Origin of the sequence: Rhodoferax sp., assembly GCF_028714215.1 — a bacterium.
In the GTDB taxonomy this organism is placed as follows: Bacteria; Pseudomonadota; Gammaproteobacteria; order Burkholderiales; family Burkholderiaceae_C; genus Rhodoferax.
This window is the reverse complement of record NZ_JAQTMS010000006.1, coordinates 123,603-145,126: the sequence shown is the minus strand read 5'-3', so window position 1 is coordinate 145,126 and position 21,524 is coordinate 123,603. Positions and strand designations below refer to the sequence as shown.

Here is a 21,524-nt window from a genome sequence, read left to right as displayed (position 1 = left end):
CGGTCCCTTGCGGGGAACACGGCCTACCAAGGCCCTCACAGCCTCTGTTTCAACGCCCACCGGTGAGCCGGTCCCTTGCGGGCTAAGGCAACTGCGATTACTTTCGCCAATAAACGTTTCAACGCCCACCGGTGAGCCGGTCCCTTGCGGGTCATAGTCATGAGGCTGTGGTACTGGGTTGAATCGTTTCAACGCCCACCGGTGAGCCGGTCCCTTGCGGGAACCAGAAGTGGGGCCAGTTTGTTAGAAAATTGTTTCAACGCCCACCGGTGAGCCGGTCCCTTGCGGGTTTTCGATAGTACATCGCATGAGCGATGGTGAAGTTTCAACGCCCACCGGTGAGCCGGTCCCTTGCGGGTCTTGTACGGTTCCTCGTCCTGAAAAGTCTTTTGTTTCAACGCCCACCGGTGAGCCGGTCCCTTGCGGGTCATGACCCAACATGCCTTCGGACAGACCGTCTGTTTCAACGCCCACCGGTGAGCCGGTCCCTTGCGGGCATTAGGGTTTACTTTGGTTCAAACGAAACAAAAAGTTTCAACGCCCACCGGTGAGCCGGTCCCTTGCGGGATGAAGGCAGCAGTACAGAACTGCAACGCACCCCGTTTCAACGCCCACCGGTGAGCCGGTCCCTTGCGGGTCCAGCATTGTCGTCCTCAGTTCCGTCACTATGTTTCAACGCCCACCGGTGAGCCGGTCCCTTGCGGGTACAAGTCTATTCACAATGTTAGCCATCTCAATGTTTCAACGCCCACCGGTGAGCCGGTCCCTTGCGGGAACCATTCTCGGATCAACGTTGTACCAATTTGTTTCAACGCCCACCGGTGAGCCGGTCCCTTGCGGGAGCTGAGGTTAGTCAGATAAACAACGGTAAATGTTTCAACGCCCACCGGTGAGCCGGTCCCTTGCGGGGGAAAAGTGACCAGGGACTAAATCAAAATAAAAGTTTCAACGCCCACCGGTGAGCCGGTCCCTTGCGGGAGCGACATGCGCCGAGCCAGTATACATGCGGCCTGGCGGGCAAAAAATTGGGAACCTCTGGCGCTGCACAGCTTGTCCACTGCCGAAAAATGGAGGTTCCCAATGCTTCATACGATCCATGCCACTTCGGCGTCCGGGTCGGGTGGCGCGGGGCCAATGTCCACCGGTTTTTTCCCGGCCAGCAGGCGGTACACCCGCACGTAGCCGGTTTCGAGCTTCAGGGCTTCCAAAGCCGCTTGCAAGCGGGCCAGCCGGGCCTTGCTGAGTTGGGCCTCGAACACGCTTTTCTGCACCCGCATGCCATAGCCCAGCAGGGTTTTGTCAACCCGCGTCCGTTCCCGATCATCGCTCAGGTCGTAGACGATGGCGTACTCGCCGGCGGCGCTCATCCGTCGCGCCCCAGTTTGAACAACGCAAGCGGTTGGCCATCGCACAGCCAGCCGCGCAGACTCTGGGCCTGGGCATTGAGCGCATCCGCCAGGTTCATGCCGCCGTTTTTAGGGCGGCGCAGCAACTCGCTCTCAAAGTGCTGGACGAAGAGTTTCATGCCCTCGCGGCCAAAGCGCATGCCGCGCCCGGCGTGCGCCTCGAAGTGCTCGGCGCGCAGTACCTTGAGGTTGACCAGACGCACCACCAGGCGGTCCACATGCGGTCGGAACAGCTCTTGCATGTCGGCCACCAGGGTTTCAAAGCGGTCACCGGTTTCGTGCAGAAAACCCAGGTAGGGGTTGAGCCCCTGGGCGCGCAACCCGGCGTTGATCCGGCTGTAGAGCAAGAAGTAACCAAAATTGAGCATGGCGTTGATGCGGTCGGGCTCTTCGCCCGGTGCGTGGCCCTTGAGGCGCTTGCTCCAGGCGAAGGCCGGGTCGGCAATGTCCTGCGCCAGCCGAGCAAAGAACTTTTGCGCGGCCTGCCCCTCCAGGCCGCGAATGCCGCCGCGGTCTGGCGCGGCCTCAATGCCGGCCGCCAACTGCTCCAGCCGGGCGATCAGCTCGGCGTCGCCGGCGGCGAAACGCTGGCTCAGCAAGGCCGCCTGGTTACGCACCTTGGCGGCGGCAATCTCGCGCGCCAGCGCGAGTTGCACATCGTCGCCCATGCGCTCGTAGCTGTGCGCCTGGCGGTGGCTGCGGGCCAGAAAGGTGCGCGAATCGGGCGCCACGCAACCCATGTGCCGGCCACCACGGTGCCCCAGGGTGACGCAGATGCCGCGCTCCTGCAAGCGCGCCAGCAGCAGGCTCGACAGGCTGGCTGGCGCCAGCAACACCACCTCGCTGATGCGCGCGGTCGGGCGTGTCAGCAGCAGCTTGCCGCGCAGGCGGACCTCCAGCGCTTCGCCGCTGAGGCCCAGGTAGGCGCCCGGCTCGGTCACATACAGGGGCTTGTTCTCGGGCATGTGCAGCTCGGCCTGACTGGGCGCCTGGCCCTGGCTGCCAAAACGCATGCCCAGGAACTCGAAGCCCTCCGTCACTTGGCGGATGGCCGTCTTTGCCGAGCTGGTGCGCAAGCCCAGTTCGGCCAGCGCCTGGTTCACAACGGTTTCGGCGGAGCGCGCGTCGTCTTCGCCGCGCGCCAGCAGCACAAAGTCGTCGGCGTAGCGCACCAGACGCACCGGTGGCAACGCGTCGGTCCCCGGCGCAAAGCGTTCGTCAAAGCGATCAAGCACCAGATTGGCCAACAGCGGCGACAGCGGCGCGCCCTGCGCCAAGCCCCGGCTGCGCGGCTGTACGCTGCCTTGCAATTCGTAGCCGGTGCGCACGCAAGCCATGATGAGGTCGATGGCAGGGCCGTCGGCTTGCGGCAGTTCGGCGCGCAGGCGCTCTTCCAGCAAGGCGTGACTGACGGACGGGAAGAAGTCGTCCACGTCGGACTCCAGCACCCAGCCATAACCTTGCGCAATCGCCGCCTCGATGGCCTGCGCCGCCTGCTGGCGCGAACGCCCTGGCCGATAGCCATAGCTTTGCGGCTCGAACATGCGCTCGAACACCGGGGCGCAGGCATCGAGCAGCGCGTACTGCACGACCAGCTCGCTCAGGCCCAGTTTTTCGATCTGGCGCTGGCTGCCATCGGGCTTGACAATGCGAAAGGCGGCATGCGGGCGCGGCTGCCACAAGGGTGCCGGAGCGGGCTCAAGGCGCTGCGCCAACTGGCGCACGAAGCCGGGGGCGTCAAACGGGATCTGGCTCTCGGCCGAGAGTTCGGCCAGTGCATCGTCATGGCGCGCCAGCACCTGTTCCAGCGCATCGGTCAGCGCCTCGGGCGAGCAGGGCTGGCCCAGCATGGGTGGGGCCGGCGCCAGCACGCGGCAGTGGCCCATGGCAAAGCCAAGTTGCCCGCCCGCGCCAATCGCTTGGGCCAGCGCAATCCAGCGCCACAGCGGCTGCCAGCCGTCTTTCAGGACCAGCGTGCCGACACAGCCGTCCAGCCACTGCGTGGTACCGGCCTCGGACTTGGAGCGGTGCGTCAAGCGTTGATGGCGCCAGGCCCACGGCAACAGTTTGAGCCCGCTGGTATCAGGCGTGGGTGTCTTGATGCCCCACAAGCGCTCAACGCGCGTCAACAGCGCCACCCCGAACTGTGCCGGTGTGATGCTGGTGCGCCGTGCATTGTCTTGCGCCTTGAACGGCAGCGGCGTGTAGAAGTCGAGCCCAATGTCGGCAGACTGCGGCAAGGGCGGCGGCGTGAAATGCACGGCCTGTAGGACCAGTGGCGCGGTCAGACTGAAGTTGCGCTCACCCCCGGCCAGGTACGTGGTCAACGCGTCGCTCCAGGCCCGCGCCTGTGCGCTATCGGCGCCAAACAACAAAAACACCGCACGCTGGCGCGCACCCAGGCGTTGCGAGGCCTCGGCTTGCGGCGCCGCGCTGCCCTGCTGCCTTTGGGCCGGCGGGTCGGGGCGCACCAGCACCCGAGGCTGCGCCGCTTGGCCGGCCTCGCGCAGGCCTTGCTGCACGCCCTTGATGATGGCCTCCCACACGGCAGGCATGGGTTCGCGCGTGGCGGCGTGGACGCGCGTGTTGAGCAGCTCCACACGCAGTTCATGCCAATGCAGGTCGCCTTGCGGGCTGGGCGACGGACTGGCTGGCGAGCCGGTCGCCCCGGGCAACGCCGGCAGGTCGACGGCTTGGTGTTGCGGCGTTCGGGCCATGGCCTTGCGGACGGATGGACGTCTCAGTACGGACTGTGGTTGAACACCGGCACGTCGCCAGTGACCGGCGAGCGATAGCTCAGGCTGCGCGCCTTGCCGTGCAGCGCATGCGCAATGCGCAGGTACAGCCACACCGGGGCGGCGCCGGTCAGCACCAGGTCGCGGCCCTCGCCGGCCAGCGCTCGCGCCTGCGACTCGTAGCTCGGCAGGTCAGCCAGTTTGGCCGTTCCCTGGTAGAGGGTGGAGAGGTCGATGCAAATGGCGGCGGTTGGATTCATTTCAAATCACCGATGCGTCGTGGTAACGCAATTGGTAGGCGATCTCGTTGGTTCCGGCTGCAATGGAGCCATTGGTGTCAACGTACTGGAAACTAGCGTCGTCGTGAAGGGTGAACATGGCTGCGGCAATGCTGGCAGTCTTTTGCCCGGCACTGGTGTCTATCATGATGTCGTCACGGCCCGGGAATCTTTTCGCTCGCAATTCCGTGATCTGTTGGTCAAGGACGGCGTGAAATGCTTCGAACACTTCGAATTCAACGGCATCGGGATAGATAATCACCTTCACTGTCGACCCGACTACGCGTTGTATTAACGACCTCGCATCTTCTCTGTCGCGGAACGATCCCTTTTCCCCTGGAGAGCCCAGCAAGACAATTTGCTTCAACGTGTCCTTGTCCAGATGCGGATAAATGGCACGCAACAACATCATCCATTTCCAAAGTCCTCTGGTCGCCATGTGCGCGTCCAATGTCTCGATGTTTTTACGTGCATCCTCCCATCGGGTTGGATCGGGATGCGGTAGCTCAATGGGTGAGCCGTTGATTGATACTCCACCTGCCAGTAGAGCAAATCCGGCGCGTCCGCCGGGCGGTATCGGCGGTGCACCGGGTGACCAGTTGGCCCCATTGGGTGAAATGACCGTTATCAAACAACGATGCGGATTGGCAGCACCTTGCGGCACCAGGATATGAATCGGCAATGGGTTGACGATTTCCCGGCGCAAAAACCACGCGAGCCAGGTCAGCGCTGCCACAAGCATTGCCAGCTTCATGCCTGCGAGGTGATCGTCCAGATTCATGGCATGCAGCGAACCGTTGAGCCAGCCCAGAAAAGACCCGCTGCTCGATTCGCTGAACAGTTCGCCCTTGAGTCCATCGACCAGAATGCTCAGCAACATGGCAAAGGCCAATATCGCCGTTTTCTTGGCCCAGGTGACGCGCTGCCAAAAGGGCTTGCTGGTGCTGGCGATCCACCAGACGGCCCACGGCAACAAGAGGAATGGAAGCAGCGACTTGATGAACGCCGGGCAAACCAAGCCCAACGCGGCGAGCAGCGGGTCAAGGTAAAACAGAAACGTAGAGCCCGGCACGAAAGCATCGCCCTTGAGCGCGTTGGCGCACCAGTTCACCAGCAGCAGCGCCAGGACGGCGGGCAAAAGCTGTTGCAATATCAGCGGCAGTTTCCGGTTCATGGCAATCCTCCTGATTTGCAGGTTCGTTGGCGGTCTCAGAGCCCCAGCACCTTGCGTACTCCATCTTCGATGGCCAACAGGTCGGCCGCAGCCAAAGTGCCGATGCGCCGGGTCAAGCGCGACTTGTCCAGGGTACGCAGTTGATCGCAGCGGGCGACCGAGCCGCCGGTCAGCGCCACGTTGAGCGGCGGCTCATTGCGTGCCGAGCTTGACAGAGGGACAACGATCACGGTTTTGCGCGCCCGGTTGAACGCGTTGATGGTGAGCACAACAACAGGCCGGGTTTTTTGCAATTCCGCGCCCACGGTGGGGTCCAGCCTGGCCCAGTAAAGGTCGCCGCGATTCATTTCTTCGCCATGCCGCGGGACGCTTTAGGTTTGGCCCGACCCGCCTGCACCAGCGCTTTGAGCCGGGCAGGATCAAACGATTCTTCCGGGTCCAGCCCATCCAGTAGGGTGGCGTCCCAATCGGCGCCGGTTTCGCCGCGCTGATCGTCATCGGCTTGCACCCGATGCGCCGCCGCTTCCATTTGCGCATCCACATCGGGCAGCGCCTGTTCGAGCAACTCGGCCACAAAGGCACTGCGGCTGCGCGCGGGGACAGCGGCACGGAAGCGCTGGGCCACTGCTTCGGGAAGATGGAGCATGACTTGCATGGTAATTCTCACTAAGTATTGATATCAATATTTTAGTTCAACCATACCGTAGCCGGAACTGGTCTTGCCGCCCAGGCCCCGGTGTTTCAACGCTTCACACAGCAATTCCGAGACCAATTTGAGCCAACCGCAGATGGTGTCGCGCTCGGCAGGGCTCTCGGCAAGCAGATCGCAGCCCAGCACCAGCTCGAATTTGACCCCTTTGTTCACGGTCAGAAATGACACTGGCACCGGGCTGTCCCAGTCGGCAGCCGGTATTTGATCCTGATCATTGGCCGAGTAGTAGGCGCTGTGGTGCGGTGTGGTGACGTCGGGCACCAGGGTTGTGCCGTTGACGCTCTCGGGGCGGATCCAGGCGTCAAAAAAGTCGATGCAGCCGGCCTGCGCCGTATCGCCAAAAACGAAGCGATGGTATTCGCCGGTCTTTTCTTTCCAGCGCGCCTCGTTCACTCCCCATGCCTGGCTGGCATGCGCGGCGGCCAGGCCTTTGAGCGCGGAGCCGGGCAAGAAAGGCAGGCCGTAGGTGTGGTCCAACGTCAGACCCACCTCGAACGGACTGGCGTTGCCGAGACCGATGGCGAGACGGTCTTGGGTGGTAATGATGGCGCGCCGGGTTTGACCGGTTGGATAGCATGCGCCGTAAGCCGTTTGCCAACGCGCGAAGGCCAACGCGTAGGCTTCGCTGGTTTGCGCCACCGCGAGGACGGCGGCATCGTGCAGCCGCGTGGCGGCGTCTTTCTCAGATGCGGACCTGAGGTATTTGTCGAGCATCAACCCGGCATGGTGCCCGGCCGGCAGATCTTGCAGGCAGTTGCGACGAGCAAGCAATGGCTCTGCTGGCACAGTATGCGCTTCATCAGGCATGGGAGCCTCCGCGCAACTCTTCGGATGCCGGGATCAGGGCTTCCGCATAGCGCTTGAGCCAGCTCGCGGCTTCAAGCGCCTGCCGGGTGAGCAGCATGTAGTCCATCACGCCGACTGTGCGGGAATCACTCACAAAATTGCTACCGGCCTTGTCCAGCACCAAATGCAGGTGTTCGAGCCATTCCCGGTAGGATTTGTCTTCAACGCCTTTGTGCTGCACAAACGCCACTGTTTGCGCAAGCCCGCACTGTAGGATCATCACAGGCAAGGACATGGCGTGGCTGCGGTAGTCTTTGGCGTCGGAACTGGCGACAAGTAGGCTTGCATCCGGGTGCAAAGGGTGAACGCAGCCCCAGGCGCGCTCGGCATAGTTTTGGCTGCGGGTTTTCATATGGCCCCCGCAGCCGAGAGACCGATGGCATGCACCAAGCCTTTGCCGGTGCTGGCCTTCCCGCCCATCTGGAAATGCGCATCGCCCTTGCAGTATTTGTCCAGCAGCGTTTGTTGTGTTATGCCCGCAGCGGCAGCGCCATTGCCAAACACTTTGTCGCACCACACCGTGCCGCTGAGTATGGTTTCGGTGGGCAAGGACTCCTCGTACCAAAGCGCACCACTCTGGGTGGTCTTGGTGTCGGGGTCAAGCTTGATGCGGGCACGCACTTCCAGCGCGGTTTCGCAGAGGAAATTGAAAAGGTCGTTGTGGACGATGACGAAGCGCTGGCCGAAGGCCGTTCGGTCTTGCTGCGCGGCAAATAGCTGCATGCCCAATTGCTCGGCCCAGGCTTTAGTCTTGTCTCCGTCTACCGCATCCAAGTCCAAATCTTCAAGGTAGAGTTTGTCAGTATCTTGAACTCGATGCACCAGTGTGCGGGTATCGATACTGGCCACAGCAGCTTCGTCGATTTCAACCTCTGGCACAGCAAGGTCGGCAAGCGCTGCATTTCCAGCAAGCCCGGCGTCCTGCTTCAGCCGCTGCAACACCAGCGGACAGGTCGCCCAGGCGAAAGTACCGACCAGACTGCGCACCGGCAGGCAGACGATGCGCGCGTCGGTGAAGACCAGGCTGCCGGCGTTGTCGGCGTCCACCGCTTTGCCGGCCGGTCGGCCGAAAGCGGCGGCGTGCCAGTCGTCTTTGCGCGGTGAATCGCCGTCGCTGCCGCGAATGGAGGCGCCATGCGCATCGGCCACCACGCCCTTGACGCCGCTTCCCGGCACGTACGGCCATTGCGTGGCTTTCTCCCGCACCACGGGCAGGTCAATCACACCGGCGCCCCGCCCGGCCCCCACATGCAAGGGTGTGATGGCGTGCAGCCAGTACATTTGCGAATGATTCATTGCTTGCTCTCCTTGAAGCCAATTCCCCAAGCGCCCATGCCAAAGCCAAGGGGCGTGGTGTCGGTGTCCTTTTGGACGGGTTGCAGCCAGCGATCCGCCAACAGCGCCGCGTTGCCATCCACCAGCGTGAAAAAATAAACGCTGCCGGCCGGGACCAAGCGCCGCACGGCTTTGGGGCCAGGTTTCTCGTAGTCCCAGCCGGACAAGGCGTGCCAGCGCTCGATGCGGGCGGCCACAAGCTGCACCGTAAGGCCGCCGCACCCAGGCGGCTCCCCTTGCAAGTCTGCATCCAGCCAATCGGGCAACCAGCCGCTCGCGCCAAAATGGGCCGGCGAGGCCAGGTACAAGCGCAGCAACGCCCCCGGCTGGGCTTTTCCCAGCGCATCGCGCAGTTGATCGGGGCAGTTCCACCCCGACAGAGCGGACATGCAGGCCTTCCAATGCACCAGCCGGCGCTCGCCACCCAGCGGGTGCGTGGCATCGAGCTTTTGCACTGCCGACGTATAGCACCCATCGGCCTCGGTCACGCGCATGGCCAGCGGCACCGCGCCCGTGTGCTTGGCCTCACACAGGTTCAGGTCGCGGCCCGCCGTCTGGAACAACATGCCTTCGGTGGCGACCTGCTGGTCAGGATCGATGCCGACGTGATTGCGCAGATCTTCCTGCGGGCCAGCCCAGTAGCCGTGGTCGAGATCGGTCGTTTCCCGAGGGACCAGCCGCTCGCCAGCCAGCCAGCGCGCCAGTCGGTCGACCCGCCACCACGCGGCAGGCTGATACGGTTTTTGCTCGCTGGGTGGCACCAGTACCTGAAGCCCCGGCGCCGCGTCCGGGCCGAGCACGCCTTCGCCACCGGCAAGAACCGATGCCGGCTGGATCGCTTGAACCACCAGCGCGCCGCCCTCCCGATACAGCATCAGGTCCAGTGGCGCCGGCAGATACATCTGGTCATTCAACACCGGAAACGCTGCCGTGCTGTGGATTTTCTTCAAGTCGCCGCGTTGGTCTTCAAAGGGCCGGCCATCCGCCTTTCCCAGTAGGCTGCGCAAGCTACCCGCCAGCACCGAGGGCGTCACCCAGGGCAGGCTTTTCATGCGCGAACCGAAGCCAAAAGGCCGGCCGTCACGGAAGATCAGTGGATCACGCGGCATTAGCAGCAGATCAATGGACGGGTCAATGGGTTTGTTCATGCGGTACGGCCTTTCCCTTCGGCTTGGCGCACACTGTTTGCGATCAAGCGCGCGACGCGCCATTCGTGCGCAAGACGCAACGCGCCGTGCTGGGGCTGGACTGGGTTGGCGGCGATGGCCGCTTCCAGGGTCTTGCGCACACCGGGGCGCTCGGCTTCGTCGATCTTTTTTCGGTCGATCAGTCGAAACGCTTCGGCTGCCAGGGCCTGTGTAGCGCCGGCCCCTGCCTGGGGTCCGTTCCAAGCCAGATCGCCGTCGGGCTTGGCGTACTGGCGCGCCAGATGCTCCAGATCAAACGCGGCCTTATCGCCGAGGGCATCGGCGTTGAGCAGCTTCACCCAAAGTTGCAATCTCTGCGCAAGGTTGTCAGGTTCGTGCCACGGCCCGCGCAAGGCCAGCGGCGCGCCGCTGCGGGTGTACAGGTGCAGGGCCAGACCGTGGCCTGGCGGGCCGAAGGCTTTGCCGTCTTTGTTTTTGGCCGCCTTTTCAGCGCCAGCCGCCCAATTGCGCAAGTCTTCCAGCGGTTCCAGGCAGTGCCCAATCACCAAGCCGACCGACAAAGTGGGGGTGAGCACCGCGCCCGTGACCACGTCACGAATGCCGTGATCGAGGCAGGCCTGCCCCATCAAACAGCCATAGCGGTGCTGCAAGGCGTGGGCGCAGTCCAGCATCCGGTCAATCGGCGCGAAGGCCAGCACGTCTTCACCGCCAGCAAACACACAAACGCCGTGATGGACTTTTACGATCTTGCGCGCCTCCTTGGTGAATTCATTGAGCGTGGCCGACAGCGCACGGTGCTGTGCTGGCGTCTTGCAGGCGCTCAAGACTTCGCCCATGCGATCACCGTCGGCCAGGAGCACGGCCAAGTAGGGGTCTGGCGTGCCGAAGGTTTGGTAGAGCTTGGACAAAGGGTCTTGTATGGCCTGCAAGGATGGCGCATCGTCGGCCATCCACAAAGCCGCCTCTTCGTCAATCAGTTTGCCATCAGGCTTGCTGGCCCGCTTCGCCTCATCCGCACGTTTGACCTTTTCGGCTTGGCGGACCATGGCGAGCACTCGCTCTTTCATAAGCAACTGGGCATCGTAAGGGAAAAACCCGCCGCGCCCGCCATAGTGACCACCATTGCCCGAAGCAGCATCACGCTCAGGAACGCGCCCCATCAACTCACGACAGCGAATGTCGATACTGGCGAGCGGCCCAAGGTCCGCCCCGTTCTTGCCGGCCTCCTCAACGCCACGCAACCACGAGTCCACCGCCACACGGGTGACCGACGCAAACGCCTCCTTGGTGGCTGCCCGTTTGACAAAGCCGATGGCGTCCAATTGCTCGTTGCGCGAAAGCCGCAACCGGTACGCCAGACCCTTGTCGCCGGCAAGCTTTCCGGGCAACTCCTCGGGCTTGACCAATACGCTCTCACGCATACCGTCGAGACTGGACTTGGGCACACCCGCTTCGCCATGTGCTGGCTTGAAGTCGCGCAATAGCTTGCGCCCGCCCAGCAGTGCCATGACGCGGCTGCGTTGCGTTGCATAGTCGTGTTGTCCCTCGGTGAACGGAACCCACGCTGCATAGAACTCAATGGCATCGGCGACCTGATCGTCCCAACGTTTGTCGTTGGCCAGAAGCCCCGCGTTCCGAGCCGCCGCTTTGGCTTTGTTTGCCCAGAGTTCCCATTCGGCTTGAGCGGCCTGCTTCGCGGCCTCGGCCAGTGCCTTGGGGTCACAGCCAGCAGGCAGTTGCGCCAGCAACACGTTGGCAACGCCAGGGGTCAGGGCCAGATTGCTCTCACGCCGCCTCAACAACATCGAAACAGCTTGCGCGTCGCCATTCGCCGACGGAAAAATCAACGCCCCCTTATGCGATGTGTCAATCTCACGCGCCGCCGCCTTGGAAATCTCGGACAGCAAAAACGAGCCAAACCAGAGGTCGCGCGTACGCCGAGCGCGAGCGATAAAGTCTTGCACTGGGCCGATGGTGAGAGCGAGGAGGTGGGCACTATTGCTCATGACTGGATCGACTCATCAAGGAAGGCAATAAATGCCTCAATAGCATCCCCAGAAGTGCTGCGGCCATTCATTGGCGACTCCTCACGTAGCCTTCCATTGGTCTGATACTGATGAAGTTTTGCATTGACGACGCTGTCCCAGGAAACAAATCTTGGTTCCTTCAGGTCGTTCTTGCTCTTCGAAGGTTTGACCCAAACCCCATCTGGTGTCGGAGAATTCAGTGCCAAGTACATAGCCACAGCTTCTCCTCCGAGCTTGATAGGACGGATGATCAGGGGACTCGCGAGTCGGTCGCCAAGTTCTTTGCCCACCTTCTTGTTCTGCTGTTCGAACAAACAACCGGCGTGTAAGACAGCTTTGATGTGGTTGTCGGCGCCCGCAATTCTCTCGTCCCGAATTTCAATCGTGATCGGTAAACCGAATGCCGCCCGAGGCAGAAATACTGGGGGCATTGGGCCTAGTCCAGGCCAGGACTCTTTGACGTGATGGCCCCCCGTGGAAGTCCACTCCTTCCTGCCCGTAACCTTGTTAGTCACCTTCTCTCCGATCTCAATTTGCTCCCGCAGCAATGACTGGGTATCGCAGACCAAATTTCGAATTGCTTCCGCCTCGGGCCAAAGGCTACGTCCGGGCTTCGCGGGCGTCCCGACTCGCCGCCCGATTCCACCGCCTTGCCGAAACATCTGGAGATCCGTCACAGCACTCGCCCACGCGTTGAAAACTGGCTCAACACCTTCGGGGCAATCGAAGTTAATAAATCGACAAAAGTCTTTTGCGGCGGCCAGATCAATGCTTCGTTTGGACAGATTAGCAGGGCCAAATTGCCCCAGCCAACCGAAGACGTCTTCCTCCGATTGAAAGGCCAGGCTATCGCAATGCAGGGCTCCAAATCCTCGTCTCGTGCGGGCGCCGATCCCCCCAAAATTAACCCAAGCACGCAATGCATTCTTGAGTGAACCAACCACGCCATTACTGACGTCAAGCTGTTGACTGACAAATACCAGCTCCAGACGGAAACTGACCTTTGAATAAAAGATCACGGGGGCCTGCGGCACAGAAGTGGCATTTTGGGTACCTCGGAATGGAAACGCGGCGTACTTTGGAATTCCATTCGAGAGGGGAATGCCAACTGCAACTTCTGAAACTCGAATTCCAATCACCGATGCCCCGGTTGTGCTGCCAAAAATCGCCGCCTCTGCCTTGCGCATTTCAGCAACGGTGTCGTACTTTGCGCCCTCAGTAACACGCCACCAAAATCGCAAATGTCCGCGCACGCTTTGCGGGCGCACGACGCTTACGGGGTCGGGCAGTCGGCTGCGCGCGCCGCCGCCGACCATGGGGGTGATGACTTCGATGCTGTAGGGGCCGAGAACACAGGGGGCAGGCGAGGAAGCAGGCCTGTCAGGTACTTCAGGTACTTCAGGTAGCTTCGGCAACGGTTTGTCATGACGGCGCATTCAACCCTCCCCAGTGCTTTATGAAATCGATTCCATCCCAAGAATCAGGCAGCCAGTATCGGTGTTGATCCGACGTTCGTCAATTGCACGAAGGTTGATTTCGCGTGTGTCGGCTTTGCCGCGAAGCGGGCAGACCCGCTGCGCTAATCGACCAGCGGTTGCGCCAGCTTGCTCTGATCGTAGACCGGCTGCGCCGGCATGTCGGCCAGATGTTGCGTATCGGCCCAGCTCAGGATTTCGATGGCATCGCCCTCGATGCGCACCCGGTTCAGGCCGGCGTTGGGGATCTCGCTTTGGCGCGGCCCCGACAGCGGCAAGGCGCGCGCCGTGCGGTAAATCATGTCCAGCACGCCGCCGTGCGTCACCACCACCAGCGTCTGCCGCGCATGGGCCAGTGCCAGGCCGCGCACGGCCATCAGCACGCGGGCATGAAATTGGCGCGTGCTCTCGCCGCCGCTAAAAGCGTAGTCGGCGTGGAACCTGGTCCACTGGGCCCAGGCGTCGGGGTGGCGGGTCTGGATCTCGTCGACCCGCATGCCGTCGACGACGCCAAAGTTTTGTTCCCGCAAGGCAGCGTCCAGCACGGTGCCAGGCTTGATTGCTTGCAAGCTGTGCTGGCTGATCGGCAAGGCGGTCTGCTGGGTGCGCGTCAGGTCGCTGCACACCAGCAGATGCGCCGCTTCGCCCGCCAGGCGCAGACCCAGGCGGCGCGCCTGTTCATGCCCCACGGCGTTCAGCGGTACGTCCACCTGGCCCTGAAAGCGCAGTTCGCGGTTCCAGTCGGTTTCACCATGGCGGATCAGAATAAGTTCGGTCATGTCGTCGATTATGCAGGGGCCGGTTGGCGGCGGCGCAGCCACAGCTTCTCGATCTCGACCGCCACCAGCACCACGGCGGAAGCGCCAAGACAAAGCAGCAGTTCCAACAGGCTCAGGGGTTGGGTCTTGAAGATCGGATTGAGCGGCGGCACGTAAATGGTCGCCAGTTGCAGCGCCACGGTCAGCAGCACGGCACCCAGCAGCGGCCGGTTGGATGCCAGGCCGATTCGGAACAAAGATTGGGTCTCGGAGCGTATCGCCAGCACATGCGCCATTTGCGACAGGGTCAGCACGGTGAAGACCATGGTCTGCCAGTGCGCGTGGCCGCTGGACATGGCCCAGGCCTGTAGCGCCAGGCACAAGCCGCCGATCAGCAAGCCGACCCACAAAATGTGCTGCCACAGACCACGCGCAAACAGGCTCTCCTGCGGCGCGCGCGGGGGCCGCCGCATGATGCCACGCTCGGCCGGCTCCGCCGCCAGCGCCAGGCCCGGCAAGCCATCGGTCACCAGGTTGACCCACAGGATGTGGATCGGCAGCAGCGGAATCGGCAGGCCCAGCAGGGGGGCCAGAAAAATGGTCCAGATCTCGCCCGAATTGCCGGTCATCGCGTAGCGCACGAATTTGCGAATGTTGTCGTAGATGCGCCGACCCTCACGCACCGCGGCGACGATGCTGGCAAAGTTGTCGTCCAGCAAGACCAAGCTGGCCGCTTCGCGCGCCACATCGGTGCCGCCACGGCCCATCGCAACCCCGATATCGGCTTGCTTGAGCGCCGGCGCATCGTTCACGCCGTCGCCGGTCATGGCGACAAACTCGCCACGCGCCTGCAAGGCCTCGACGATGCGAATCTTTTGCGCCGGATCGACGCGTGCATAAACCCGCACGCTGACCACGCGCTCGCGCAGGACCGGCTCCGCCATGGCAGTCAGCTCAGGCCCGGTCAGCACTTCGGCGTAGCCGTCGACCACAATGCCCAGCCGCCGCGCTATGGCCAGCGCCGTCGCCGGATGGTCACCGGTGATCATCACCGGTGTGATGCCGGCTGATCGGCAATCGCGCACCGCGGCGGCGGCCTCCGGACGCGGCGGATCGATCAAGCCCAGCAGCCCGATCAGACTCAAGCCGGACTCCACGGCCTCGGCCTCGCCCGTCGCCGGCAGCGCCGCATGCGAACGCCGCGCCAGCGCCAGCACCCGCAAGCCCCGCACTGCCAGCGCCTCGGCCGCCGCCAGCATCTCCGCCTGCTGCAACGCAACGGGGCCGTCGGCGCGCCATTGCGTACTACACAACGGAATCACCGCCTCGGGCGCGCCCTTGGTGTAGGCTACGATCCCGGCATCGGTTCGGTGCAGGGTGCTCATGCGCTTGCGCTGGGCATCGAACGGCAGTTCCTGCAACCGTGGGAACTGCCGTTCAAGTGCGGCTTTGTCCAGCCCGGCTTGCAGCGCCGCTTGCGTCAGTGCCGTTTCGGTCGGGTCGCCCTGCCAGGCGCCGTCCGGGCCGCGACTGGCGTCGTTGCACAACGCTGCGGCGTGCAGCAATTCCAGGTGCGCCGGGCCGGGGTCGGCAGCGCCGGGCAGCCACTCCTGCCCATCCGCCAACAGCACTTCCACCCGCATCCGGTTCTGCGTCAGGGTTCCGGTCTTGTCGGCGCAGATGTAAGTGACCGAACCCAGGGTCTCGACCGCCGGCAAGCGCCGGACCAGGGCGCTCTGCGAAACCATGCGGCGCGCCCCCAGCGCCAGCAGCACGGTCACCACCGCCGGCAGCGCCTCGGGGATCGCCGCCACCGCCAGGCTGACGGCGGTCAGAACCATCAGCAGCGGCGCCTCGCCGCGCAACACGCCGACCAGAAAAATCACGCCGCAGATGGCGATCACCGCCAGCGCCAGCAGCTTGCCAAATGCCGCCAGCCGCAGTTGCAACGGGGTGCTGCGATCGACGTCACGGTCCAGCAGTGCGGCCACCTTGCCGAGTTCGGTGGTCATGCCGGTGGCCACCACCAGACCGCGTCCCCGCCCATGGGTCGCCGTGGTGCCCTTGAAGGCCATGTTCAGGCGGTCGCCCAGCGCGTGCGCCACACCGGTCAGTTTGGACGTGTGCTTGGCCACCGTGACCGACTCGCCGGTGAGCGCCGATTCGTCGACCTTGAGCTGGGCAATTTCGATCAATCGCAAGTCCGCCGGCACCTGGTTGCCGGCCTCCAGCAGAACGATGTCACCCGGCACCACGGCGCTGGCTGCCACCGCCAGCGTCCGCCCGCCCCGCAGCACCCTGGCCTGGCTGGCCGCCAATTGCTGCAGTGCCGCCATCGCCTTGTCGGCGCGCCAGGCCTGCACAAAACCGATGGCCGCGTTGAGCAGCACGATCAGCAGAATCGCCAGCGTATCGATCAGTTCGCCAATGACACCCGAGATCACGGCCGCGACGATCAGCACCAGGATCATGAAGTCCTTGAACTGGTCGATAAACAGGCCTGCCAAGCCGCGGCCGGGCCGGCCCCGGATTTCGTTGGGACCGTGCCGTGCCGCGCGCCGGCTGGCCTCTTCTTCCGGCAGGCCGTGTGCCGGATCTACCCCGTGCTGGCGCGCCAGTTCATGCGCATCCTGCAGGTGCCAGTGGCTGGCAGTGGCCGGGGGCGGGTCCTGCGCCGGGTCCATTTCAGCGCCGCACAAGCCCCTCACTCCGGGGCATCAAGCGCGGCCGGTTCAGATATCTCGTTCAGCTTGACGATCATCACCGGCACGCCGGCCGCATGCAGCACTTCATTCGACACCGAGCCCAGCAGGGCGGAGCGCAAGGGGCTCATGCCGTTGGCTCCCATGACCACCAGATCGCATTCGAAACGCTCCAGGATGTCGATGATGGTGTGCGCCGGGTCGCCCGAGGCCACTTCGTACTCGTAAGGAATATGGGCCTTGTCCAGCAGCGCCTGGGCTGCTTCCAGCGTGTGGGCGCCGGCGGCGACGCTGACCTGCTCTATGACTTGCGGATCGTGTGACACCACCAGTTCGTACAAGGTGGCCGGTTCCTGCACGTTGGCCAGCACCACGCTGGTCTCAAGGCCGGCAGCTGCCATGCGTATGACAAAGCGAACCGCCTCCATGGCGACGACGGAACCATCCACAGGCAGTAATATCTTCATCATTTTCTCCGGCTTGAATAGGGAATCGGACGTCTCAAGCGTAAACCACACTATCGGCCCACGTCTTAAGAAGAATCAATATACGCTTGTCTGCCACAGGAGTTTTTTTGCATGACCCAACTCGTTTTTCTTCCCGGCCTGGCGGCCGACGCCGTCATGTGGCGGCATCAATTGAGCGCCATGCCGGCGCACCTGAACCCGCAGGTGACGGATGTGCACAACCGCCACGCCAGCCTGCCGGAGATGGCCGCCGCCCTGCTGCGCGAGCAGGCAGGCCCGCTGATCCTGTGCGGCGCCTCCATGGGCGGCATGCTGGCGATGGAGGTGGTGCGTCAGGCACCGCGGCGCATCCAGGCGCTGGCCCTGCTGGGCACCAATGCGCGACCAGAAACCGAGGCCATGCGTGCGCTGCGCACGGCGGCCATCGAGCTGTTTGCCCAGGGCCGCGCCGAAGAGGTGCTGCGAGCCAACTTGCCGCTGGCTTTTCATCCCAGCCGGGCCGACGACCAGGCCTTGCTGCAAAGCTATCTCGAGTTCGTGCTGCGCGCCGGCGCCGAGCAGTTGATACGGCAAAACCGGGCCGTGATGGAGCGCCCCGACGCCCGGCTGCATCTGGGCGCGGTGTCCTGTCCGACGCTGGTCATGTGCGGCGACTCGGACCAGCTCACGCCGCCGGAATGCTCGCGCGAGATTGCGGCGCTGATCCAAGGCTCCGAGTTGGTGCTGCTGCCGCAGTGCGGCCACATGCTGACGATGGAGCGGCCGGCCGAGGTCAACGCAGCCCTGCTGGCCTGGCTGGCGCCGCTGCTTTAGGGCGCGCGCCCAGGCGTGTTCAAGTGCGCGCCAGACCTTGCACTTTGTCGACCAGGCAGCGGTTCACCGCGGGCGATACAAATTTGTCCACCTCGCCGCCCAGCGATGCGATTTCACGCACAAAAGTACTGGAAATGAACTGGTATTTGTCACTGGGCGTGAGAAAAACGGTTTCCACGTTGGGCATCAGGCTGCGGTTCATGCCGGCGAGCTGAAATTCGTAATCGAAGTCGGTGACGGCACGCAGGCCGCGCACCATCGCCTTGCCGCCGCGCGCCACCACAAAATCGCGCAGCAGGCCGGAAAAGCTCTCCACCTCCACCTGCGGGTAGGCCTTGACCGCCACCCGCGCCATGTCGATGCGCTCCTGCAAGGAAAACAGCGCTTTTTTGTGGTGTCCGGCGGCGACCGCCACGATCACGCGGTCGAACAACTGCGTGGCACGCCGCACCACGTCTTCATGGCCCAGGGTGATGGGGTCGAAAGTACCAGGGTAAACAGCAATCACGTTATGAGCCATGGTGCGCCTGTCGGTCAGTTGAGGATAAAGTTCAGCGGCCTTTTTTCTCGGTAAGCTCCCGCGCCGCATTATGCAGTGCGCCGCGCCCGCCTAGGCCAGGCGTTTGAGCAGATGGGCATGCACGGCACCGGCCTTCAGGTACCGGTGCCGCGTCAAACCGAAGTTCGCCAGCTGCGCATCGGCCCACGCAAGAGGCGCTTCCAGGTAGACAAAACCATCCGGCGCGACGGCACGGCCGGCGGCTTGCAGCGCGGCCTCGAACAGCGGGGAGTCAAAAGGCGGGTCCAGAAACACGGCATCCATGCTGGCCGGATCAAGCTGCCGCAGGGCAGCCAGCCCGTCGCCGCGCACGATGCGCGCCGCCCCGGCCTGCAACTGCGCCTGCACGCGCTTGAGTTGCAGCACCAGGGCCGCATCCTGCTCCACCAGCAGCACCTCTTTGGCGCCGCGCGAGGCGGCTTCAAAACCGAGCGCGCCGGTACCGGCAAAAACATCGATGCAACGCCAGCCCGTCAAGTCCTGACCCAGCCAGTTGAACAAGGTCTCGCGGACCCGATCGGGCGTCGGACGCAAACCGGGCCGGTCCTCCACCGCCAGCTTGCTGCGCTTCCATTGGCCGCCGATGATGCGGACCTGGTGGCTTTGCGAGGCGGCGGGGCGGCTGCGCGGTGGCGCGGCTTTTTTCTGTTTCATCGGCACAGCTTAACCCAAGTGGACCCGCTGCTGCCGCCCACCCCCGATACCCGGCCCGGCGCTGCCGGGCCTTCGGCGCCGGCACCGGGTGGACGGCGCCCCCAGCGGTTTTCCCCGGTCTTTCCCTGATTGCAACGGGTCCGCGCAAGGTCTATGCTTGGCTTGTATTTGATTGACTACCCCCAAACAGGAGTACCCCATGTACAAAAAAATCTTGCTGGCCTACGACGGTTCCGAGAGCGGGCAACAGGCTTTGCTCGACTGCCAGGACCTGGCGCAGTGGGCGCAAGCGGAGCTGACGCTGGTGGCGGTGATGCCGCTCAACATGGACGTCATGGGCATGGGGGTGGGCGTCTACGACCCGCAATTGATGGAGCGTGAAAAACAGGCGCTACAGGCGGTGCTGGACGAGGGCATGCGCCGCCTGCTGGCGGCCGGCCACAAGGCCAGCGGCGAGGTGCTGGTGGGCGAAACGGTGGACGAGATCACCAAGCATGCGCGCAAGATTTCGGCCGATCTGATCGTGGTCGGTCACAAGCATCTCGACAGCTGGGCCGCACGCTGGTGGCGTGGTTCCATTTCCCGGACGCTGATAGAGCATTCGCCCTGTAGCGTGCTGGTGGCCATCACGCATTGACACCGCGGGGCGCCACCGCTACCGGTTGGCGGCCTGCAAAACGCCGGCTTGCCGGCAGCGGCGGCTGGGTCGGAAAAGTGGGAAACCGGTCGTTTCATAGAATGGAGCGCTTCCAAGAACCCACTTCATGTTCAGTTTTTTCAAAAAGAAACCCCCGGTCGGGACACCTGCGCCCGAAGCCGAGCCGGCAAAAGTCGTCCCCGCCGAACGTCAGACCTGGCTGGCCAAGCTCAAGGCAGGCCTGCGCAAGACCGGCTCCGGCATCGCCAGCGTCTTCACCGGCACGCGCATCGACGAAGCCCTGTACGAAGATCTGGAGTCGGCACTGCTGATGGCCGATAGCGGCGTCAAGGCCACGCAATACCTGCTGGACGACCTCAAGCAACGGGTCAAGGACAACAAAACCACCGACCCGGCGGCGGTCAAGGAACTGCTGGTCGAGTCGCTCACCAGCCTGCTGCTGGCATTGGAAAAACCGCTGGTGATAGGGCAGCACAAGCCCACCGTGATCATGGTGACCGGCGTCAACGGGGCCGGCAAAACCACTTCCATCGGCAAGCTCACGCACCATCTGGCGGAGCGCGGCGCCAGCGTGCTGTTGGCCGCCGCCGATACCTTTCGGGCCGCCGCGCGCGAGCAACTCAGTGTCTGGGCCGCACGCACCACCGTGGAGATCGTCAGTCAGGAAGGTGGCGACCCGGCGGCGGTGAGTTTTGATGCCGTCAGCGCCGGCAAGGCGCGCGGTCGGGACGTGGTGCTGGTGGACACCGCCGGGCGGCTGCCGACCCAGTTGCACCTGATGGAAGAGCTGCGCAAGATCAAGCGCGTGGTGCAAAAAGCCGATGCCACGGCGCCGCACGAAATCCTGCTGGTGATCGACGGCAACACCGGGCAAAACGCGCTCAGCCAGGTCAAGGCTTTTGACGATGCCTTGCAACTCAGCGGCCTGATCATCACCAAACTCGACGGCACCGCCAAAGGTGGTGTGTTGGCTGCCATTGCACGCGAACGGCCCATTCCGGTGTACTTCATCGGCGTCGGCGAGAAACTGGAAGACCTTGAAACCTTCAACGCCCGCGAGTTTGCGCAGGCGCTGCTGTCATGAACCCGTTGCTGCCCCGGATCGAGCTTGAAAGCGCCCCGCAGCCCGGCGCCGCCGTCATCTGGCTGCACGGCCTGGGCGCCGACGGCAACGATTTTGCGGCCTTGGTGCCGGAGTTGGACCTGCGCGCCTGCCCACCGATCCGCTTTGTCTTTCCGCACGCGCCCAGCCTGCCGGTCACGCTCAACGGTGGCTATGTGATGCCGGCCTGGTACGACATTTTTGGCCCTAATCTGGTGCAACGCGAAGACGCCGCCGGCATCCGGAAATCGGCGCAAGCCGTAAGCGCCCTGATAGCGCACGAAATTTCCCGTGGCATCCCGGCCCGCAACATCGTGCTGGCGGGCTTCTCGCAGGGCTGCGCCATGGCGCTGCACACCGGCTTGCGCTTCCCGCAGCGCCTGGCCGGCATCGTCGCCCTGTCAGGCTATCTGCCGCTGGCCGACAGCCTGGCCGCGGAACGCCAGCCAGCCAACGCCGACACCCCTATTTTCATGGGCCATGGCAATATGGACCCGGTGGTGGTCCCGGCGCGGGGCGAGGCCTCGCGCGATTTGCTGGGCCAGCTGGGCTACGCCGTGCAATGGCATGGCTACCCGATGCAGCACAGCGTGCATCCGCGCGAAGTCGCCGACATATCGGTCTTTCTGGCCGACGTGCTGGCGCCCAGCCCGCGCTGAGCGCGGGTACCCGGTG

At 63.6% G+C, this 21,524-nt stretch carries 21 protein-coding genes and 1 CRISPR repeat array; of the genes, 4 read left to right on the top strand and 17 right to left on the bottom strand.

Features of this window, described 5'->3' with window-relative positions:
- Positions 1–46: 46 nt before the first annotated feature.
- Positions 47–978: a CRISPR direct-repeat array (repeat unit 36 nt; unit sequence GTTTCAACGCCCACCGGTGAGCCGGTCCCTTGCGGG).
- 107 nt (positions 979–1,085) lie between these two features.
- From cas2 to PHS32_RS04685, 15 genes are all read right to left on the bottom strand, one after another.
- Entirely contained in the window at positions 1,086–1,367 is a 282-nt protein-coding gene (gene cas2 / locus PHS32_RS04755; protein ID WP_301077700.1) for a CRISPR-associated endonuclease Cas2, read from the bottom strand.
- Complete coding sequence (cas1, locus tag PHS32_RS04750) at positions 1,364–4,123, bottom strand: CRISPR-associated endonuclease Cas1 (RefSeq protein ID WP_301077699.1); 2,760 nt, start codon at positions 4,121–4,123, stop codon at positions 1,364–1,366. Before cas1 ends, cas2 begins: the two co-directional genes overlap by 4 nt.
- Before the next feature lie 23 nt (positions 4,124–4,146).
- Positions 4,147–4,401, bottom strand: a complete 255-nt coding sequence (locus tag PHS32_RS04745; RefSeq protein ID WP_301077698.1) for a CRISPR-associated protein Csx3 — start codon at positions 4,399–4,401, stop codon at positions 4,147–4,149.
- Between the two features lies 1 nt (position 4,402).
- Complete coding sequence (locus tag PHS32_RS04740) at positions 4,403–5,593, bottom strand: hypothetical protein (protein WP_301077697.1); 1,191 nt, start codon at positions 5,591–5,593, stop codon at positions 4,403–4,405.
- A gap of 35 nt (positions 5,594–5,628) precedes the next feature.
- Complete coding sequence (locus PHS32_RS04735; protein ID WP_301077696.1) at positions 5,629–5,940, bottom strand: type II toxin-antitoxin system PemK/MazF family toxin; 312 nt, start codon at positions 5,938–5,940, stop codon at positions 5,629–5,631.
- Positions 5,937–6,248 (bottom strand): hypothetical protein, encoded by a 312-nt coding sequence (locus tag PHS32_RS04730; RefSeq protein WP_301077695.1) that lies wholly within the window; start codon positions 6,246–6,248, stop codon positions 5,937–5,939. The genes PHS32_RS04735 and PHS32_RS04730 overlap by 4 nt, the downstream gene beginning before the upstream one ends.
- A 24-nt stretch (positions 6,249–6,272) precedes the next feature.
- Positions 6,273–7,076 carry a type III-B CRISPR module RAMP protein Cmr6 gene (gene cmr6, locus PHS32_RS04725; RefSeq protein WP_301077694.1) on the bottom strand — a complete coding sequence of 268 codons (804 nt, stop codon included), beginning with the start codon at positions 7,074–7,076 and terminating at the stop codon, positions 6,273–6,275.
- A 28-nt stretch (positions 7,077–7,104) separates the two neighbouring features.
- Positions 7,105–7,503, bottom strand: a complete 399-nt coding sequence (cmr5, locus tag PHS32_RS04720) for a type III-B CRISPR module-associated protein Cmr5 (protein ID WP_301077693.1) — start codon at positions 7,501–7,503, stop codon at positions 7,105–7,107.
- A complete protein-coding gene (gene cmr4 / locus PHS32_RS04715) occupies positions 7,500–8,447 on the bottom strand; it encodes a type III-B CRISPR module RAMP protein Cmr4 (protein WP_301077692.1) in 948 nt (315 codons plus the stop codon). Before cmr4 ends, cmr5 begins: the two co-directional genes overlap by 4 nt.
- On the bottom strand, positions 8,444–9,634 hold the full coding sequence (locus tag PHS32_RS04710) for a type III-B CRISPR module-associated Cmr3 family protein (RefSeq protein WP_301077691.1): 1,191 nt from the start codon (positions 9,632–9,634) through the stop codon (positions 8,444–8,446). Before PHS32_RS04710 ends, cmr4 begins: the two co-directional genes overlap by 4 nt.
- A complete protein-coding gene (gene cas10, locus PHS32_RS04705; RefSeq protein WP_301077689.1) occupies positions 9,631–11,640 on the bottom strand; it encodes a type III-B CRISPR-associated protein Cas10/Cmr2 in 2,010 nt (669 codons plus the stop codon). The genes PHS32_RS04710 and cas10 overlap by 4 nt, the downstream gene beginning before the upstream one ends.
- Positions 11,637–13,097, bottom strand: a complete 1,461-nt coding sequence (gene cmr1 / locus PHS32_RS04700; protein WP_301077688.1) for a type III-B CRISPR module RAMP protein Cmr1 — start codon at positions 13,095–13,097, stop codon at positions 11,637–11,639. Before cmr1 ends, cas10 begins: the two co-directional genes overlap by 4 nt.
- 143 nt (positions 13,098–13,240) lie before the next feature.
- Positions 13,241–13,915: a histidine phosphatase family protein gene (locus PHS32_RS04695; RefSeq protein ID WP_301077687.1), complete on the bottom strand. Its 675-nt coding sequence runs from the start codon at positions 13,913–13,915 to the stop codon at positions 13,241–13,243.
- Between the two features lie 8 nt (positions 13,916–13,923).
- Complete coding sequence (locus PHS32_RS04690; protein WP_301077686.1) at positions 13,924–16,593, bottom strand: cation-translocating P-type ATPase; 2,670 nt, start codon at positions 16,591–16,593, stop codon at positions 13,924–13,926.
- A 5-nt stretch (positions 16,594–16,598) separates the two neighbouring features.
- Positions 16,599–17,063, bottom strand: a complete 465-nt coding sequence (locus PHS32_RS04685; RefSeq protein WP_301077685.1) for a universal stress protein — start codon at positions 17,061–17,063, stop codon at positions 16,599–16,601.
- Between the two features lie 111 nt (positions 17,064–17,174).
- On the opposite strand from PHS32_RS04685, the gene PHS32_RS04680 reads away from it, so the two are divergent.
- Positions 17,175–17,876, top strand: coding sequence for an alpha/beta fold hydrolase (locus PHS32_RS04680; RefSeq protein ID WP_301077684.1), 702 nt, complete (start codon positions 17,175–17,177; stop codon positions 17,874–17,876).
- A 19-nt stretch (positions 17,877–17,895) separates the two neighbouring features.
- Here the strand turns inward: PHS32_RS04680 and coaD are convergent, their stop codons facing one another.
- A complete protein-coding gene (coaD, locus tag PHS32_RS04675; protein WP_301077683.1) occupies positions 17,896–18,396 on the bottom strand; it encodes a pantetheine-phosphate adenylyltransferase in 501 nt (166 codons plus the stop codon).
- A gap of 90 nt (positions 18,397–18,486) precedes the next feature.
- Positions 18,487–19,089: a 16S rRNA (guanine(966)-N(2))-methyltransferase RsmD gene (gene rsmD / locus PHS32_RS04670; RefSeq protein ID WP_301077682.1), complete on the bottom strand. Its 603-nt coding sequence runs from the start codon at positions 19,087–19,089 to the stop codon at positions 18,487–18,489.
- A 199-nt stretch (positions 19,090–19,288) separates the two neighbouring features.
- Here rsmD and PHS32_RS04665 point away from each other — a divergent pair, with 199 nt between their 5' ends.
- The 3 genes from PHS32_RS04665 to PHS32_RS04655 all read left to right on the top strand — a co-directional run bounded on the left by PHS32_RS04665 (position 19,289) and on the right by PHS32_RS04655 (position 21,508).
- Complete coding sequence (locus PHS32_RS04665; RefSeq protein ID WP_301077681.1) at positions 19,289–19,726, top strand: universal stress protein; 438 nt, start codon at positions 19,289–19,291, stop codon at positions 19,724–19,726.
- Positions 19,727–19,853: 127 nt separating this feature from the next.
- Positions 19,854–20,831: a signal recognition particle-docking protein FtsY gene (ftsY, locus tag PHS32_RS04660; RefSeq protein WP_301077680.1), complete on the top strand. Its 978-nt coding sequence runs from the start codon at positions 19,854–19,856 to the stop codon at positions 20,829–20,831.
- On the top strand, positions 20,828–21,508 hold the full coding sequence (locus PHS32_RS04655) for a carboxylesterase (RefSeq protein WP_301077679.1): 681 nt from the start codon (positions 20,828–20,830) through the stop codon (positions 21,506–21,508). Before ftsY ends, PHS32_RS04655 begins: the two co-directional genes overlap by 4 nt.
- The last annotated feature ends 16 nt before the right edge of the window (positions 21,509–21,524 follow it).